The sequence below is a fragment of the Streptosporangium sp. NPDC023615 genome, from assembly GCF_040640155.1.
GTDB lineage: Bacteria > Actinomycetota > Actinomycetes > Streptosporangiales > Streptosporangiaceae > Streptosporangium.
The window spans coordinates 20,757-36,986 of the sequence record NZ_JBFABE010000079.1 but is presented as its reverse complement, the minus strand read 5'-3'; the positions used below and the strand labels follow the sequence as shown (position 1 = coordinate 36,986).

16 protein-coding genes are annotated in these 16,230 nt (G+C 72.6%); 9 read left to right on the top strand and 7 right to left on the bottom strand.

Annotated elements, in window-relative coordinates; all coding sequences use genetic code 11:
- Positions 1–316: 316 nt before the first annotated feature.
- The 4 genes from AB0G16_RS34110 to AB0G16_RS34095 all read left to right on the top strand — a co-directional run bounded on the left by AB0G16_RS34110 (position 317) and on the right by AB0G16_RS34095 (position 6,211).
- Positions 317–1,081, top strand: a complete 765-nt coding sequence (locus tag AB0G16_RS34110) for a hotdog fold domain-containing protein (protein WP_362814401.1) — start codon at positions 317–319, stop codon at positions 1,079–1,081.
- Between the two features lie 101 nt (positions 1,082–1,182).
- Complete coding sequence (locus AB0G16_RS34105; protein WP_362814399.1) at positions 1,183–1,884, top strand: type 1 glutamine amidotransferase; 702 nt, start codon at positions 1,183–1,185, stop codon at positions 1,882–1,884.
- 122 nt (positions 1,885–2,006) lie between these two features.
- Positions 2,007–5,045, top strand: coding sequence for a bifunctional [glutamine synthetase] adenylyltransferase/[glutamine synthetase]-adenylyl-L-tyrosine phosphorylase (locus AB0G16_RS34100; RefSeq protein WP_362814405.1), 3,039 nt, complete (start codon positions 2,007–2,009; stop codon positions 5,043–5,045).
- Positions 5,046–5,158: 113 nt separating this feature from the next.
- Positions 5,159–6,211 (top strand): hypothetical protein, encoded by a 1,053-nt coding sequence (locus AB0G16_RS34095; RefSeq protein ID WP_362814397.1) that lies wholly within the window; start codon positions 5,159–5,161, stop codon positions 6,209–6,211.
- 30 nt (positions 6,212–6,241) lie between these two features.
- Here AB0G16_RS34095 and AB0G16_RS34090 read toward each other — a convergent pair whose 3' ends face one another.
- The 5 genes from AB0G16_RS34090 to AB0G16_RS34070 all read right to left on the bottom strand — a co-directional run bounded on the left by AB0G16_RS34090 (position 6,242) and on the right by AB0G16_RS34070 (position 10,318).
- Positions 6,242–7,075, bottom strand: coding sequence for an LLM class flavin-dependent oxidoreductase (locus AB0G16_RS34090; protein WP_362814395.1), 834 nt, complete (start codon positions 7,073–7,075; stop codon positions 6,242–6,244).
- Between the two features lie 7 nt (positions 7,076–7,082).
- Positions 7,083–7,601, bottom strand: coding sequence for a C40 family peptidase (locus tag AB0G16_RS34085; RefSeq protein WP_362814393.1), 519 nt, complete (start codon positions 7,599–7,601; stop codon positions 7,083–7,085).
- Between the two features lie 516 nt (positions 7,602–8,117).
- Entirely contained in the window at positions 8,118–8,345 is a 228-nt protein-coding gene (locus AB0G16_RS34080; RefSeq protein WP_362814391.1) for a hypothetical protein, read from the bottom strand.
- A gap of 172 nt (positions 8,346–8,517) precedes the next feature.
- Positions 8,518–9,132 carry a response regulator transcription factor gene (locus AB0G16_RS34075; RefSeq protein WP_362814403.1) on the bottom strand — a complete coding sequence of 205 codons (615 nt, stop codon included), beginning with the start codon at positions 9,130–9,132 and terminating at the stop codon, positions 8,518–8,520.
- 7 nt (positions 9,133–9,139) lie between these two features.
- A complete protein-coding gene (locus tag AB0G16_RS34070; protein ID WP_362814389.1) occupies positions 9,140–10,318 on the bottom strand; it encodes a histidine kinase in 1,179 nt (392 codons plus the stop codon).
- Positions 10,319–10,479: 161 nt separating this feature from the next.
- Between AB0G16_RS34070 and AB0G16_RS34065 the strand changes: the two genes are divergently transcribed.
- The 4 genes from AB0G16_RS34065 to AB0G16_RS34050 all read left to right on the top strand — a co-directional run bounded on the left by AB0G16_RS34065 (position 10,480) and on the right by AB0G16_RS34050 (position 13,490).
- Positions 10,480–11,193 (top strand): ATP-binding cassette domain-containing protein, encoded by a 714-nt coding sequence (locus AB0G16_RS34065; protein ID WP_362814387.1) that lies wholly within the window; start codon positions 10,480–10,482, stop codon positions 11,191–11,193.
- Complete coding sequence (locus AB0G16_RS34060) at positions 11,190–12,035, top strand: hypothetical protein (RefSeq protein ID WP_362814385.1); 846 nt, start codon at positions 11,190–11,192, stop codon at positions 12,033–12,035. Before AB0G16_RS34065 ends, AB0G16_RS34060 begins: the two co-directional genes overlap by 4 nt.
- Before the next feature lie 77 nt (positions 12,036–12,112).
- Entirely contained in the window at positions 12,113–12,586 is a 474-nt protein-coding gene (locus AB0G16_RS34055) for a hypothetical protein (protein WP_362814383.1), read from the top strand.
- 316 nt (positions 12,587–12,902) lie between these two features.
- Entirely contained in the window at positions 12,903–13,490 is a 588-nt protein-coding gene (locus AB0G16_RS34050) for a hypothetical protein (RefSeq protein WP_362814381.1), read from the top strand.
- 369 nt (positions 13,491–13,859) lie between these two features.
- Here the strand turns inward: AB0G16_RS34050 and glnA are convergent, their stop codons facing one another.
- Together glnA and AB0G16_RS34040 are read right to left on the bottom strand one after the other, a co-directional pair.
- Positions 13,860–15,284 carry a type I glutamate--ammonia ligase gene (gene glnA / locus AB0G16_RS34045; RefSeq protein ID WP_362814379.1) on the bottom strand — a complete coding sequence of 475 codons (1,425 nt, stop codon included), beginning with the start codon at positions 15,282–15,284 and terminating at the stop codon, positions 13,860–13,862.
- Positions 15,285–15,445: 161 nt separating this feature from the next.
- Positions 15,446–15,739 carry a hypothetical protein gene (locus tag AB0G16_RS34040; protein ID WP_362814377.1) on the bottom strand — a complete coding sequence of 98 codons (294 nt, stop codon included), beginning with the start codon at positions 15,737–15,739 and terminating at the stop codon, positions 15,446–15,448.
- Between AB0G16_RS34040 and AB0G16_RS34035 the strand changes: the two genes are divergently transcribed.
- Complete coding sequence (locus AB0G16_RS34035; RefSeq protein WP_362814375.1) at positions 15,738–16,199, top strand: RDD family protein; 462 nt, start codon at positions 15,738–15,740, stop codon at positions 16,197–16,199. The two genes, AB0G16_RS34040 and AB0G16_RS34035, sit on opposite strands and share 2 nt — an antisense overlap.
- Positions 16,200–16,230 lie beyond the last annotated feature (31 nt).

Genomic DNA, 16,230 nt, shown 5'->3' with positions numbered 1-16,230 from the left:
TGCCGTTGCGGCTGGTGTCGATCACCGCGCGCAGGCGGGAGACGCCGGTGGCGGCCCGGACGCGCCCGGACGCGGTCGGTACGCGGTCGGTACGCGGTGCGATCGCGGGCCGGGGAGGTGACGCATCGTGCCGGGTCTCTCGCGGATCGTGTGATCCCGGGGGGCCCGCCGGGCGTCATACCGGTGTTACCCGAGGTCGACGGGGGTGTCACCGACCCCGGGTTGGCTGTATGTACAAGCAGTCCGATAAAATCGGCCGGTCCATTTAATGTGATTTAAGAGGATCGATCGCCGTAAAGGCGACAGGAGGTGCGGCATGACGATGATGTCCGAGCTGCAGACCGTGCTCACCGTTCCGGCGCGTTTCCGCGGGCCCGAGCGGTCCGCGAACGGCGGATGGATCGCGGGAACGGTCGCCGAGGCGCTGCACGGCGCCGGGCACGACTCGGCCGTCGAGGTCACGCTCCACGCGCCCACACCGCTGGACACCGAGCTGTCGCTGCACCACCTGGCCAACACCGCGACCCTCACCCACGCCGACCGCCTCCTGGTCGAGGCCATCCCGGTCGCGGAGGAGACGGGCGCCCCGGCCTTCGTGCCCTTCGTCGACGCGGCGCGGGCCGAGCGCGGGTTCGCCGGCCTGGTCGCGCACGCCTTCCCCGGCTGCTTCGCGTGCGGCCTGCGCGCCCCCGGCGACGGCCTGCGCATCTTCCCCGGCCCGGTGGACGGCACCGACCTGGTCGCCGCCGGCTGGCGCGTCCCGATGACGATCCTCAACGAGGACGGCACCGTGCCCGACGCGATCGTCTGGGCCGCCCTCGACTGCGCCAGCGGCTGGGCGCACTTCCAGCCCGGCGAGTACGCCCTGCTCGGCCGCATCACCGCCCGGCTGCACCGCCGCGTCTATCCCGGCGGCACCTACTCGGTCGTCGCCCGCGCCACCGGCCGCCAGGGCCGCAAGCTGTTCGCCGAGAGCGCCGTCTACGAGGTCGACGGCACGCTGCTCGCCTCGGCCAAGGCCGTCTGGATCACTCCGGCCCAGGGCGCGGAGCCGGGCCGGGCCGCCTCACGGGCGAGCTGACGGGCGCCGGGGGCGAACCCCCGCCCCGCCCGGCCGGCGACGGCCGGCCTCCGTCCCCGGCCGGTGCGGGACCGGTTCCCGTACCGGCCCATAATCGGAACATGAGGATCACCGTCGTCGAGCACGAGGCGGACGCGGGACCGGGCTTCCTGGCGGATTGGCTCGCCGGGGCCGGGGCCGCCTGCGAGGTCGTCCGGCCCTACCTGGGGGAGGCCGTGCCGGACGGGCCCGCCGACGGGCTGGTCGTCCTGGGGGGCGAGGCGGCGGCCTGGGAGGACGAGCGCTTCCCCTGGCTGCCCGCCACCCGCGACCTGCTCCGCGACTCGGTGCGGGCGGGCGTCCCGACCCTGGGCGTCTGCCTGGGGGCCCAGCTCATGACGCTCGCCTGCGGCGGCACGGTGGAGCGGGGCGAGCACGGCCTGGAGGTCGGCGCCCGTGAGATCGTCCCGCTGCCCGCCGCCGCGGCCGATCCGCTCTTCGCCGGGTCGGTGCCCGCTCCCGCCGTCCAGTACCACCGCGACGCCATCACGCGACTCCCGCCGGGCGCGGTGCCGCTGGTCACCGGCGACCCGTACCCCAACCAGGCCTACCGGCTGGGACGGAACGCCTGGGCCGTGCAGTTCCACCCCGAGGCCACACCCGAGATCTTCGCGGGCTGGACGGCGGGCTCGGCCGGCCACCTGACCGGCCTGGGCCACTCGGTCGAGGAGCTCGACGCGGGGGTGAGGGAGGCCCGCGACCGTCTCGTCGCCGCCTGGAGACCCCTGGCCGAGCGGTTCGCCGCCGCCGTGCGGGCCGCGTGACCGCGTGACCGCGCGACCACGGCCGGAATCCACCGGCGACGCCGCGCGGTTTCGGGACTAGCCTGTGCGGCAACGCTCCGATGATCGAAGAGCATGGAGGGTCGGTGGAGACGGTGCCCCGGATGCAGACCACGGCCGGACGGCTCGCGCGGCTCGGCTTCGCCGACGGGGCCAGGGCCGAGCGGCTGCTCGACGAGCTGGGGCCGGAGGCCGCCGGTGACCTCGGGCTGCTGAACGCGCTGGTCGCCGCCGCCGACCCGGACCTGGCGCTCACCTCGCTGAACCGCCTGGCCGAACGCGACCCCGGTGTCCTCGGGGCGCTCCGCGCCGATCCCGGGCTGCGCGGCCGGCTGATCGGCGTCTTCGGGGTCAGCGCCGCGCTCGGCGAGCACGTCGTCAGGCACCCCGAGCACTGGCACCTGCTCGGCGAGGCGTCGGCCGTGGAGCGCCCGACCGAGGCCGGGCTCCGCGCGGAGCTGCTGCTCGCCGTGGGGGCCGACCCCGGCGACCCCGAGCCGAGGGCGTCCGACGCCTCCACCGCCACCCTGTCGGCGCTGCGCGTCGCCTACCGGGGCCGGCTGCTCCACCTCGCCGCGCGGGACGTCACCGGCACCCTCTCGCTCCCCGAGGTGACCGCGGAGCTGTCGGACCTGGCCGGGGCCGCGCTGGAGGCGGGACTCGCCGTCGCCAGGTCCGAGCACCCGGAGGCGGGATCGGTACGCCTGGCCGTCATCGGCATGGGCAAGTGCGGGGCACGCGAGCTGAACTACATCAGCGACGTCGACGTCGTCTTCGTGGCCGAGCCGAGGCAGGCCCCGGGCGGTCCGGGCGACGCGGGCGGCTCGGGCGGTCCCGGCGCGGGTGCCGCGGCCGGTGACGCCGGCACGGACGAGAACAGGGCCGTCCAGATCGCCACCCGCCTGGCCCAGGGCATGATGCGCGCCTGCTCGGCCAGCACCCCCGAGGGAGCGCTCTGGGAGGTCGACGCCGCGCTCCGGCCGGAGGGCAAGGCCGGGCCGCTGGTGCGCACCCTCGCCAGCCACGAGGCCTACTACCGCCGCTGGGCCAAGACCTGGGAGTTCCAGGCCCTGCTCAAGGCCCGGCCGATCGCGGGCGACACCGAGCTCGGACGGCAGTACGTCGCGGCGATGAACGAGCTGGTCTGGCAGGCCGCCACCCGCGAGAAGTTCGTCGAGGACGTCCAGGCCATGCGCCGCCGGGTGGAGGCCCACGTCCGCGGCGGCGAGGCCGACCGCCAGCTCAAGCTCGGCCCCGGCGGGCTGCGCGACATCGAGTTCGCGGTGCAGCTGCTCCAGCTCGTGCACGGCCGCCTGGACCCGCTGCTGCGCCGCCGCGCCACCCTCCCCGCGCTCGCGGCCCTGTCCAGGGGCGGTTACGTGGGCAGGGACGACGCCAGGACGCTCGGCGAGGCGTACACCTTCCTGCGCCAGGTCGAGCACCTGATCCAGCTGCACCGGCTCCGCCGCACGCACGTGGTGCCCGAGGACGAGGCCGACCTGCGCCGCCTGGGCCGGAGCATGGGCATGACGGCCGACCCGGTGGGGGAGTTCACCACCCGGTGGCGCAGGCACGCCGTGGAGGTCAGGCGCCTGCACGAGAAGCTGTTCTACCGGCCGCTGCTGAAGGCCGTCGCCAGGCTGCCCGACTCGGAGGACCGCCTGTCCACCGCCGCGGCCAAGGCCCGCCTGGAGGCCCTCGGCTACGCCGACCCGGCCGGGGCGCTGCGGCACATCAGCGCGCTGACCGCCGGCGTCTCCCGCCGCGCCGCCATCCAGCGGACGCTCCTGCCGGTCATGCTCGGCTGGTTCGCCGACGCCCCCGACCCGGACGCCGGCCTGCTCGGCTTCCGCCAGGTCTCCGACAAGCTCGGCACCACCTCGTGGTACCTGAGGCTGCTGCGCGACGAGACCGCGGTGGCCTCACGGCTGGCCCGGATGCTGGGTACGAGCCGCTACGTGACCGGCCTGCTGATGAACGCCCCCGAGGCGGTCGCGATGCTCGGCTCGGACGACGACCTCGCCCCCCGGCCCGCCGAGGCGCTGCTGTCGGAGGCGCGGACCGTGGTCGCCCGCCACGTCGGGAACGCCGAGGGCGCGGTGGCCGCGGTCCGGGCGCTGCGCCGCAGGGAGCTGTTCCGTACCGCCGTCGCCGACCTGTCCGGCCTGATCGGGATCGAGGAGGTCGGCCAGGCGCTCTCCGGCCTCAACGACGTGACGATCCAGGCCGCGCTCGACGCGGCGATCGACAAGGTGGAGATGGAGCGGCGCACCCCGCTGGCCACGAGGTTCGCGGTGATCGCGATGGGCCGGCTGGGCGGTGTCGAGTCCTCCTACGGCAGCGACGCCGACGTGATGTTCGTGCACTCGCCGCTGGAGGGCGTGCCCGAGCGGGAGGCCACCGAGACGGCGTTCGAGGTGGCCAACGAGCTGCGCCGGCTGCTGGCCCTGCCGGCCCCCGACCCGCCGCTGCTGATCGACCCCGGCCTGCGCCCCGAGGGCAAGGCCGGGCCGCTGGCGCGCACCCTGGCCTCCTACGCCGCCTACTACCGGCGCTGGTCGTCCCCGTGGGAGTCGCAGGCGCTGCTGCGCGCCCGCTTCTCCGCCGGGGACGCCGATCTCGGCGTCGGCCTGCTGCACCTGGCCGACCCGCTCCGCTACCCGCCCGAGGGCCTCCCGGACGCGGCCGTGCTGGAGATCCGCAGGCTCAAGGCCCGGATGGAGGCCGAGCGCCTCCCCAGGGGGGCCGACCCGGCCCTGCACACCAAACTCGGCCCCGGTGGCCTGTCCGACGTGGAGTGGGTGGCCCAGCTCATCCAGCTCCGTCACGCCGGGCGCCTGCCGTCGCTGCGGACCACCCGCACGCTGGAGGCGCTGGGCGCGGCGGTCGCCGAGGACCTCCTCTCCGAGGCCGACGAGGCGGTGCTGGCCGAGGCGTGGCGGCTCGCCTCGCGCATCCGGGACGCCATCGTCGTGGTCCGGGGCCGCGCCGCCGACGCGATCCCGGTGGACGCCGGCGAGCGCAGGCTCATCGCCCGCGCCCTCGGCTACCCGCCCGACGGTACGGAGGACTTCGTGGACGACTACCGCCGGGTCACCCGCCGGGCCCGCCGGGTGGTGGAGCGCGTCTTCTACGAGGACTGACCCCGTCCCGTCGTCCCCCGTGGGGGATCACGAAACCGGGCCGTTTCGGGTGATCGCGTTGCACCGTCCGGAGCGGGCGTGTATCAACGGTCCGGGTGATCCTTTTGATATCCGTGTACATCGATCTGGCCATCGGCCTCATCCTGGCCTTCCTGCTCCTGTCGCTCCTGGTGAGCGGGATCAACGAGGCCTTCGTCCGGCTGCTCGGGATCCGCAGCAAGTTCCTGTGGGCCTACCTCAGGGACACGATGGACGGCGCCGGGGACGGCAGGTCGTGGATCCCGTCGAAGGTGACCGACGTCTTCGCGAAGCTCCCCTTCTCCGGCCACGACCCGCGCCCGGTGCACAGCCCCGACCCGGCGCCCTCGGTGGTGGAGCCGATGCCGGTGGACCTCGGACCCGCACCGGCGATCGACATGACCGCCCGCCTGTACGAGCGGCTCCAGGAGATCGACCACCCCAAGGCGGCCCGTACCAGCATCGCGAACATCCCGCCCGAGCGGTTCTCCGGCGCCGTGATGGAACTGGTCGCCGCCGAGGAGGACGGGATCGACGGCCTGCTCGCCAAGCTGGAGGCCATCCGCAGCCCGCTGGCGGGCCACCTGCGCGGCGTCTGGGAGAGCGCCCAGCGGGACACGCAGAAGTTCCGCAAGGGCGTCGAGCACTGGTTCGACGGCGAGATGCAGCGCCTGTCCACGCTCTACGCCCGGTACGTCAGGTGGGTGGTCCTCGCCCTGGGCGCGGTGCTCACGCTGCTGTTCAGCATGGACGCGCTGGAGTACGGCAAGACGCTGCTGCGCGACAACGCCTACCGCGCCGGGGTGGCGGCCATCGCGGGCGGCGGCGGGGACGGTTACGCCGCGCTCAAGGAACGGTGCGCCGGCGCCGAGCGCGGCCTGGCCGAGCCCTACCGGTGCGTGACCGAGTCCCTCAGCTCACCGGCACTGGTCAAGATCTTCGATCACGCGATCGTGAGCGTCACGATGCCGCCGGAGGACTCCGCCGACCCCTCCTTCACCTGGAACGGCGCCGCCTGGTGGGACCGGCTGGTCACACCGGGACACTGGCCCGGATACCTGCTCACCGTGGTCGCCCTGCTGTTCGGCGCCCCGTTCTGGTGGGACGTCCTGCGCCGGCTGACCGGCGTCCGGGGCGAACGTTCCTGACGGGTGCGCACGGCCCGGAAGGTCGCGCCGTCAGCGGAGCTCCGCCAGGAGCAGGTCGACCTGGGCGAGCGGGTCGGGGCCGAACGGCCGGACCGCGACCGTGGTGGCACCCGCCTCCCAGAGGGACCTCACCTGGTCGGCGGCCTCCTCGGCGGAGCCCGACGCCATGACGACCTCGTCCGGCGGGACACCCAGGAACCCGGCCGAATCCGCCGCCAGGGCGGCGGCGGCCCCGGGATCACCGACGCACAGATGGGTGAAGACCACCATCTCGTGATCGCCTCCGCCGGTCGCCTTCAGCGCCTCGGCGATCCGCTCCGGACCGGCCCCCTCCGGCAGGATCGTGCCCTGCGCGACACGGCCGGACATCTCCAGCGAGCGGGGCCGCACCACCCCGGCCAGCACCGGTGGCACGACGGCCGGGGGATGCACCAGGCGCACCCCGTCGATCCGCACGGCCCGTCCCGACAGGGACACCGTCTCGCCGCGCAGCAGCCCGCGCACCGCCGTGATCGTCTCCTCCAGCAGCGCCAGCGGGGACGGGGCCAGGGCGCCCACCTGGCGCATCCAGTCCTGGACGCCGTGCCCGACGCCGGCGGCGAGCCGGTGCGGGTGCAACCGGGCCAGGTTGCCGAGCTCCATGGCCAGCAGGGCCGGGTTGCGCAGGGGAGCCGGGGCGATGCCGATGCCCACGCGGAGCCGCTCGGTGACGGCGAGCGCCGTGGCGGCCGACGAGACGGCCCCCGTCCAGCCGAGATCCTCCACCACCCACAGGTCGTCCACCTCGGCCGCGTCCAGGTGCCGGGCGAACGGGACGAGTGACTCGGGGGGAAGGTCGCGGTCGAACATGACACCCAGACGCATGTCTCTCCTACAGGTAGCGGAAGTAGCCGGCGAAGCCGCGGACGGCCGCGACGCGGTCGATCCGCACCTCGGTGCCGGTCCTCCGAGCGTTGATCATCTTGCCCCGGCCGACGTAGATGCCGACGTGATGGGTCCTGACTTTACGCTTGCCGACCTTGCCGTAGAAGACCAGGTCCCCGGGCCTGGCCGCCGCCGAGGGGATCTTCTTGAGCCGCTTGACGTGGTCGTCGGTGTTTCCCCGGCCCAGCACGTCCCGGCCGTAGGCGAGGTGGTAGACCCAGCGGGCCAGCCCCGAGCAGTCCAGGCCGCGGGTCCTGGTGGCCGGGCAGGGCTTGATCGCCCCCTGGTATCCCAGGCAGGTGCCGAACGAGGGGCCCGGAACGTCGTCGTGACCGCCGCCCCAGGAGTAGGGAATCCCTCCGCCCCGCCAGCCGGGCTGGTCCTGCCCGGCCTCGATCGCGTACGCGATGGCGGTGATCCGGTTGGGGGCGACCGGGGGGATCGGTATCAGGGCCGAGGCGCTCACCAGCAGGAACGTTCCCAGCAGCGCGGCCGCCGGGGGCCACCACCCGCGCCCGCCGCCGTGCCGGAGGGGGCCGTCGCGCCGGAGGGGGTCACCGTGCCGGAAGGGGTCACCGTGTCGGAAGGAGTCGTCGGGCCCGGGAGGAGGGAGCCGTTCTCCGGCGGGGGGAGGAGATGCCGGAGACAGGTCCCCGTTCCGGAGAACCTCTGCCACGTCACCTCACTTTGGATGATTTATCCGTATAAGCCATCCTCAGTCTGCCTGACGAGCCGGTAGCGCGCGTGATCCGTGAAGCCGCGGACCTGCCGCGCGGACCCGTGTGCCGGACACGCCGCGCGGGTCCCGTACCGGGCGTGCCGCGACGGCGCGCCGGGCACGCCGCGCGGGCCCGTGCCGGACATGCCGCGACCCGCGTGCCGGGCACGCGGGTCGCGGATGGAGGCGGGGTCACGCGGGGCGAGGCGGCGGAGGTGACGGGGGCACGGTCACCCCTGGCTCGCGTCCCACGACCCGCGGACGTCAGTTGTTGTCGTCCGCGTCGTTGGGCTCGTTCGTGTCGTCCGCGTCGTTGGGCTCGTTCGCGTCGTCCCCGTCGTTGTCCTGGCCCGGGGCGGACGTCGTGTTCACCACGTCCGGACCGTCGTTCCCGTCGTCGTCGCCCCCGCCGCCGCAACCGCCGACCAAGCCGACGAGAGCGGCCATCGTCGCGGCGGCCAGTGCCGCCTTCCGGGTGGTCTGAGCCAGCATGCGCAACCTCCAGATGGTGATCCTGGACCGGACGCGTGGGCGCCCGGCTGACCACCTCACTGTCCTGTACGGGCCCGATCTAACATCTTCCCCCGTGTCGTGTGCGTCAGGCGGGGCCCGCGTGAGCGGCCAGGACCCACCGGCCGGTCCCGTCCCCGGATCCGGTTCCCCCTCACAAAAGGCCGGCGTCGCGCACCTTCATCGCCACCTGGACACGGTTCTCCGTCTCCAGCTTGGCGAAGATCCGGGTGACGTTCGCCTTCACGGTCGCGACGCTCATGTGCAGGCGCTCGGCGATCTCGGCGTTGGAACCGCCCCTGGCCACCTCGACCGCCACCTCCCGTTCGCGCTCGGTGAGCCTGGCCATCTCCCGCCGCGCGTCCGGGCGCTGCGGCTCGCTCCTCCCGGTGGCCGCCGCGATCACCCGCCGCGCGACGTCCGGCGACAGCACCGGCTCGCCCCTCGCCACGGCGCGGACCGCCTCGATCATCTTCGGCGGCGGGGTGTCCTTCAGCAGGAAGCCGTCGGCGCCGAGGCGCAGGGCCCGCAGAACCATGTCGTCGGCGTCGAAGGTGGTGAGCACGAGGATCCGGGGCGGGTCCGGCAGGGCCCGCAGCAGTTCGACGGTGACCAGCCCGTCCTGGACGGGCATCCGGATGTCCATCAGCACGACGTCGGGCCGCAGCTCGTCGATCACCTTCATGGCCCGCCGGCCGTCCTCGGCCTCGCCGGCGAGCTCCAGGTCGGGCTCGCCGCCGAGGATGAGACGCAGCCCGGTGCGTACCATCGCGTCGTCATCCACGATCACCAGTCGAATCACGGTGTGAAGCCTCCCATGGCAGCCGGACGTCGAGAACGAAGTGCCCGTCCCGCACGGCGTGGCCGAGGCTGCCGCCGGCCATCCGGGTCCGTTCGGCCAGGCCGACCAGGCCCAGCCTCGCACCGGGACCGGTGGGGGTCCCGGCCGGCACCGGGTTGCTCACCCGGATCCGCAGGCCGTCGCCCGACCGCCCGCCGAGCTCGACGCTCACCCCGGCGCCCGGCGCGTGCTTGCGCGCGTTGGTCAGGGCCTCCTGCACGATCCGGTACGCGTGCCGGCCGGTCTGCGTCGGCAGCAGCTCCCGCCCGTCGACGGTGTCCTCCACCTCGACCCGCTGACCGGCGGCGCGTACCTCGCCGAACAGGCCGTCCAGGTGGGCCAGGTTCGGCTGGGGAGCCTCCGCGGCACCGTCGTTGCGGAGGGTCCCGAGCACGGCGCGCAGCTCGTTCAGCGACTGGTGGGCGTTCTCCTGGATCGCCAGGGCGGCCTCGCGGGCCTCCTCGGCACCGAGGTCCCTGCGGTACGCCAGGCCGCCGGCGAGCATCGACAGCAGTGAGAGCCGGTGGGCCAGCACGTCGTGCATCTCCTGGGCGATCTGGACCCGTTCGGCCAGCCTGGCCTGCTCGATCCGCTGGAGCTGCTCGCGTTCGGCGGCCAGCGCCGCCTGCCGCTCAGAGGCGGCCAGGTCGCGGCGCCCGCGCAGGTACAGCCCGAAGACGGTCAGCCCGCCCAGCAGCATCGTCCCGGCCACCGTCGAGATGTAGGTCGCCTGGTCGATGCCGAACCAGCTGGAACGTACCACCAGGCACACCCAGGACAGGATCGCGATCGGGACGATCTGCCGCCAGCGCCGGTGGGTGACCAGGGAGACGTACACGACCTGGGCCGGTCCGGTCGCCATGGTGGAGAAGACGGTCAGCAGGGTGGTCGCCGTCGCGATCGGTACCGGCCGGCGACGCCGCCACCGCATCAGCACCAGTCCGGCCAGGGCGAGACCGGTGTTGAGCAGCACGAGTCCCAGCCGGTCGGGCCGGTGGAGGACGGCCATGAACAGGATGACGGCGTCGAACAGCATGGGGGCCACGGCGCACAGGTAGCGCACCGCGACGGCCCGCCCGTCCAGGGGCGGCTGGTTCTCCGTGGGATCGTGCACGGTCCACAGCCTAGGGAGCGGCCGAGGAAGGTCCCAGCGACCTGGGTCGGCCTCCGATGGCCGTTGGTCCACAATCGCGGCTCCGGAGCCGGTCCCCGCGGTCCTGCGGTCCTCGACCCCGGGACGATGACCGGCGGCCCCGGATCCGATGGACTGGAGTCATGATCGAATTCAGTCGCGTCACCAAGGACTTCCGGGGGACCAGAGCGCTCGACGACGTGTCGTTCACCGTCGCGCCGGGCAGCGTCACCGGGTTCCTCGGACCCAACGGCGCCGGGAAGTCGACGGCCCTGCGCGTCCTGGTCGGGCTCTCCCGCCCCACCTCGGGCTCGGCCACGGTACTGGGCCGGCCGTACGCCGAGCTGGGGTGCCCCGCCCTGCTGGTCGGAACGCTGCTCGACGCCGGGGCCCTGCATCCCGGCCGTACCGGGCGGGAGATCCTGACGCTGGGCGCGATGACGCTCGGCCTTCCGCGGTCGCGGGTCGACGAGGTCCTCGACCTGGTCGGGCTGACCCGCGCCGAGAGCCGCAGGACGACCGGCGGCTACTCGCTCGGCATGAGGCAGCGCCTCGGCATCGGCCACGCCCTTCTCGGCCGGCCCGAGGTGCTCGTCCTGGACGAGCCCGCCAACGGCCTGGACCCCCAGGGCATCCGGTGGATGCGCGAGCTGATCGGCGAGCTGGCCGCCTCGGGGTGCGCGGTGCTGCTCAGCTCGCACCTGTTGCACGAGGTCGAGCAGACCGCCGACCGGATCGTGATGATCGGACGCGGCCGCGTCCTCGCGAACGGCACCGTCGACGAGCTCGGCCGGGGCCGGAGCCTCGAACAGACCTTCCTGGAACTGACCGCCGACGCCGATCGGAGCGCCGCATGACCGACACCCCCGAGACCGGCACGCCCGTGACCGGCACGCCCGTGACCGGCACCTCCCACGCCCGTACGGCGACCCGGCCCCCGGCCCCGAACCCGAAGCCGGCCTCGGCCCGGGCGCGGATCCCTTTCTCCCGGCTGCTCCGGGTCGAGACCAGGAAGCTCCTCGACACCCGCAGCGGCAAGATCATGGCGGTCCTGCTGGTGGCCCTGATACCGGCGTCCATCACGGCGCGGGGCTTCGTCACCGACCCCGACCTCCACACCCTGGCGGGCACCGCGGGGATCGGGCTCGCGACCCTGCTGCCGGTGCTCGGCATCCTCACCGTGACCGGTGAGTGGAGCCACCGCACCGCCCTGGTCACGTTCGCGCTCGAACCGCGGCGGTCGCGGGTGCTGGCGGCCAAGTGCCTGCCCCCGCTGATCATCGCCGCGCTGGCGGCGCCGTTCTCGCTGCTGGTCGCGGTGCCGGTGACGGCCGTCGTGGCGGGTGTCAGGGATCTCCCGGCCACCTGGGAGGTCGACCCGGCGGCCATGCTGGGCTGGATGGTGACGAACGTCCTGGTGGTCGCGACCGGCCTCGCCCTGGGCATGCTGCTGCTGAACGGGCCGGCCGCGATCGTGATCTGCCTGACGACGCCGATGCTGTGGTCGATGGTGGGCAGGATGGGTTCCACCGGCGGGCTCCTGGCCGACTGGCTCGACGTGAACCGCGCGGCGCTCCCCCTAACGAACGGCCACCTCACCGGGGGCGACGCCGCCCGGCTGGCCACGTCGGCACTGGTGTGGATCGTCCTCCCGGCCGTCGCCGGGACGGTCCGCATCAGCCGCAAGGAGATCACCTGACGGGCGCCGCACGGTCCGCCACGGAGGGGGACCGCCGTGGGAGGCTCACAGGAGGCCAACCGGAAGGGGACAGGACGATGGGCGACAGGCATCCCGTACTCGCACGGCTCGACGCGCTCGTGGGGCGCTGGACGGTACGACCGGAGATTCCCGGTCTCGGCGACGCGTGGACGGAGTTCACCTGGCAGGACGAGGGCGCGTTCCTGCGGCAGGTCTCCGACGTCGACGAGATGCCGGACACGACACCGCGGGAGTGGCGGGAGAACGCGCCGTTCCCCACCGTCACCCTGATCGGGCTGGACGACTCCGGCGAGGAGTTCACGGCGCTCTACGCCGACGTCCGCCGGGTGTACCGGGTGTATCGCATGACCTTCGCGGACGGCGAGTGGAGGATGTGGCGGGACGCCCCCGGCTTCGGCCAGCGCTTCACCGGCACGCTGAGCCCGGACGGCGACACCATCCGGGCCCGCTGGGAGATGTCGGCGGACGGCGAGACGTGGAACCTCGACTTCGCGCTCGTCTACTCCCGCGTCCGGGGCCCGTACGGATGACGGGCCGCCGACGCCGAACCAGACACACTCGGAGATGGCTCCGAATTCATGACATTTCCTGTTGTGTGCGTCTTTAAGAGTCTTAAAACATATTCATCTCCTTTTTGGGATTAAATGCATAAGCCCTGGTCCTTCATCGGCGTGATCCGGCCGTGTAACGAATGATTCGCGATTTCTATATACCTACCGGGCGGCCGGAAAGGCAGGCTGCCGGAAGGGTGGAGCGCCATGGCGAACATCAGGGAATCGATCGCCCGCCGACGGGTGGAAATCATTTCGGACGCACTCTCCGCGCCGGTCACCGGGGAGGTGGAGGGTGCAGCACCATGACACCTCGAGCCGCGTCCGGGAATCGCGCGCGGCCGGTCGTGAACTCGCCCACGCCTTCGGCCGGGGCGTCCGGCCGCAGGCGGTCGACGCGCGGATGGTGCTCGACCGCGACGAGTTCTGCGTCGGCCAGGTCCCGGCCGTCGTCCTTCTCCTCACCGACGCCGAGGCCGAGTACGTGAGGAAGTCCGGGGGATACGTCCTCGGCGGATCGCCCGCCGGTCTCGTCCTCGGATCGATGTTCAGCGCGGCGAGGTTCACGAGCAACGTCGTGGGCAACCGCATGCGGAAGGCCAGGGCCGCCCGCGAGGCCGCGCCGCAGTGGCGCCCGGCCGACGAGGGGACGCTCTACCTGACGAACCGGCGGTTCGCCGTGCAGGGGCGGCTCCAGTGGCACGATCTCTGGTTCGAGCACATCCGCATGTCCGACTGTGACGGTCTCACCATCCGGCTCGAACTGAGCGGGTCACCGTCCACGATGCTGGAGGTCCCCCACCCGGACTACTGGTTCGTCATGTTCAACAAACTCGCGTACGACAAGGTGGTTGTGCCCCCGGGGCCCGACGCTCCGGCCTGAGGCGGCCCGCCCCGCAAAAGGCGATCTCGCGAACCGGTCGCCGCACACGGTCGTCGGCCGGTCACGGGCGGGCCGGCGGTGCCGACGCATTTCGCGCGTCGCATTGATCAAGGCGTATGTCGTGAAAGGCACGCAGGCGTGTCGAGGGGAGAGACCGGGAATGGCGCGAAGGGCCCGACGGCAGGGGGCCGCCTGACTCCCCTCTCGCGCGGGAACGGCCCGGCATCGTGATTCGATGCCGGGCCGTTCCGTTCCGGTTCCGTTCCGCCGGGGGCGGGAAACGACGAAGGACGACAGGCGGTGACGGGCGCGGGCTCCCGGCTCGGCACCCGTTCCCGGGGAGGTCGCCGAAGCCGGGAACCCCCGCCGTCACACGTCGTAGTACAGCTCGAACTCGTGCGGGTGCGGGCGCAGGCGGATCGGGTCGATCTCGTTCTCGCGCTTGTAGGCGATCCAGGTCTCGATCAGGTCCGGCGTGAACACGCCGCCCTCCAGCAGGTACTCGTGGTCGGCCTCCAGGGCCGCCAGCACCTCCTGCAGCGAGCCCGGGACCTGCGGGATGTTGCGGGCCTCCTCCGGGGGAAGCTCGTAGAGGTCCTTGTCGACCGGCTCGATCGGCTCGATCTTGTTGCGGATGCCGTCGATGCCCGCCATCAGCTGGGCGGCGAAGGCGAAGTAGGGGTTGCAGGACGGGTCGGGAACCCGGAACTCGACGCGCTTGGCCTTCGGGTTGGAGCCCGTGATCGGGATGCGGATGCACGCCGAGCGGTTGCGCTGGGAGTAGACCAGGTTGACCGGGGCCTCGTAGCCGGGCACCAGGCGGTGGTAGGAGTTGACCGTCGGGTTGGTGAACGCCAGCAGCGAGGGCGCGTGCTTGAGCAGGCCGCCGATGTAGTAGCGGGCGGTGTCCGACAGGCCCGCGTAGCCGACCTCGTCGTAGAAGATCGGCTCGCCGTCCTTCCAGAGCGACTGGTGGCAGTGCATGCCGGAGCCGTTGTCACCGAAGATCGGCTTGGGCATGAAGGTGACCGTGTGGCCGTGCTCCAGGGCCGTGCTCTTGACGATGTACTTGTACAGCATCATCGTGTCGGCGGCCTTGAGCAGCGTGTTGAACCGGAAGTCGATCTCCGCCTGCCCGGCCGTGCCCACCTCGTGGTGCTGCATCTCGACCTCGACGCCGGCGTCGATGAGCCTGCGGACCATCTCCGAGCGCAGGTCGGTGAAGTGGTCCATCGGCGGCACCGGGAAGTAGCCGCCCTTGAAGCGCGGCTTGTAGCCGAGGTTGCCGCCGTCCTGGGCCTTGCCGCTGTTCCAGGCGCCCTCGATCGAGTCGATGTGGTAGTAGCTCGAGTGGGCGTTGGTCTCGAAGCGCACGTCGTCGAAGATGTAGAACTCGGCCTCGGGGCCGAAGTAGACCGTGTCGGCGATGCCGGTGCCCTTGAGGTACTCCTCGGCCTTGCGGGCCACGTTGCGCGGGTCGCGGCTGTAGGCCTCGCCGGTCAGCGGGTCGTGCACGAAGAAGTTGATGTTCAGCGTCTTGTGCTGCCGGAACGGGTCGAGCACGGCCGTGGAGGGGTCGGGCAGCAGCAGCATGTCCGACTCGTGGATGGCCTGGAACCCGCGGATCGACGAGCCGTCGAACATCAGGCCGTCGGTGAAGACACCGGCTCCGAAGTTCTCCGATGGAAACGTGAAGTGGTGCGTCGTCCCCGGCAGGTCGGTGAACCTGACGTCAACGAACTGGACCCCCTCGTCCTTGATGAACTTCAGGACGTCGTCGGCGGAGTTGAACACGCTAACCTCCCATGGGGCACGGGCCATCAGCCCGAACGTATGCCTGGGCCGTTACCGTGCCGTGTCTCGTTTGTTTCACCCGTGTTAAGCGAACGTCGCCTCCACGCTAGTCGCCAAGTCCGGCCTGGGCGGGTATGGCGGGTCTGACCTTTGCGCGAGTTTCACGTCCCGGATCGCAGCCGCGAGCACCCCTTGGCCGTCTCGTCGAGCGAACAGGGGTCCGTGGCCGGGCCGGTGGCCTTCATGCCGGGCGTCGAATCCGGGCAGGACGGGTGGACGAAGCCGTCGTCGAGGCCGCATCGCGCCGGGGCGACGTCCCCGTTGCCCCAACCGGCGACCCAGAAGCGCAGCCTGCCGTTCTCCCGCAGGGCCGGAAGGCGGGTCCTGCCGGGGGCCGAGCAGGCGGCCCGGTCGGATGCGGGGGCGGCGGCCGGGGCGGCTACCGTTGAGGTCATGAGCAGCAAGCAGCCGCGGTGGACCCAGACCTGGCTCGGCGGCGTCAGATCGGCCGGGATCGACCTCGGGTACCCGGGGGAGCGGCTCGGGCTGCCCCAGGAGGGCAGCGGCTCGGTGGCCGGGTTCGGCCGCAGGATCGCCGCCCTGCTGATCGACTGGCTGATCTGCACCTGGGCCATCACCCGGGGACTCCTGGGGATCGACCCCACCCGGCAGGGGTGGGTGCCGGTGACGATCCTCGCGATCGAGTACCTCCTGTTGGTCGGCACCATGGGCATGACCTTCGGGATGCGCCTGCTCAAGATCAGGGTGGCGGCGCTCGGCGGGGGACAGCCCGGATTCGTCGCGGTCCTGGCCCGTACCTTCCTGCTCTGCCTGGCCGTACCCGCCCTGATCTGGGACCGCGACCAGCGAGGCCTGCACGACCGCGCGGCGAACACCGTGGTCGTACGCCTCTGACCGGGCCCGGAGCCCCTGGCCCGGCCGCGAG

Coding starts and splice junctions, on each gene's coding strand:
- AB0G16_RS34060 (WP_362814385.1), top strand. CDS start 11,190: ATGACCGACACCCCCGAGACCGGCACGCCCGTGACCGGCACGCCCGTG.
- AB0G16_RS34040 (WP_362814377.1), bottom strand. CDS start 15,739: ATGACCTCAACGGTAGCCGCCCCGGCCGCCGCCCCCGCATCCGACCGG.
- AB0G16_RS34075 (WP_362814403.1), bottom strand. CDS start 9,132: ATGGTACGCACCGGGCTGCGTCTCATCCTCGGCGGCGAGCCCGACCTG.
- AB0G16_RS34065 (WP_362814387.1), top strand. CDS start 10,480: ATGATCGAATTCAGTCGCGTCACCAAGGACTTCCGGGGGACCAGAGCG.
- AB0G16_RS34055 (WP_362814383.1), top strand. CDS start 12,113: ATGGGCGACAGGCATCCCGTACTCGCACGGCTCGACGCGCTCGTGGGG.
- AB0G16_RS34090 (WP_362814395.1), bottom strand. CDS start 7,075: ATGCGTCTGGGTGTCATGTTCGACCGCGACCTTCCCCCCGAGTCACTC.
- AB0G16_RS34110 (WP_362814401.1), top strand. CDS start 317: ATGACGATGATGTCCGAGCTGCAGACCGTGCTCACCGTTCCGGCGCGT.
- AB0G16_RS34080 (WP_362814391.1), bottom strand. CDS start 8,345: ATGCTGGCTCAGACCACCCGGAAGGCGGCACTGGCCGCCGCGACGATG.
- AB0G16_RS34100 (WP_362814405.1), top strand. CDS start 2,007: ATGCAGACCACGGCCGGACGGCTCGCGCGGCTCGGCTTCGCCGACGGG.
- AB0G16_RS34105 (WP_362814399.1), top strand. CDS start 1,183: ATGAGGATCACCGTCGTCGAGCACGAGGCGGACGCGGGACCGGGCTTC.
- AB0G16_RS34035 (WP_362814375.1), top strand. CDS start 15,738: ATGAGCAGCAAGCAGCCGCGGTGGACCCAGACCTGGCTCGGCGGCGTC.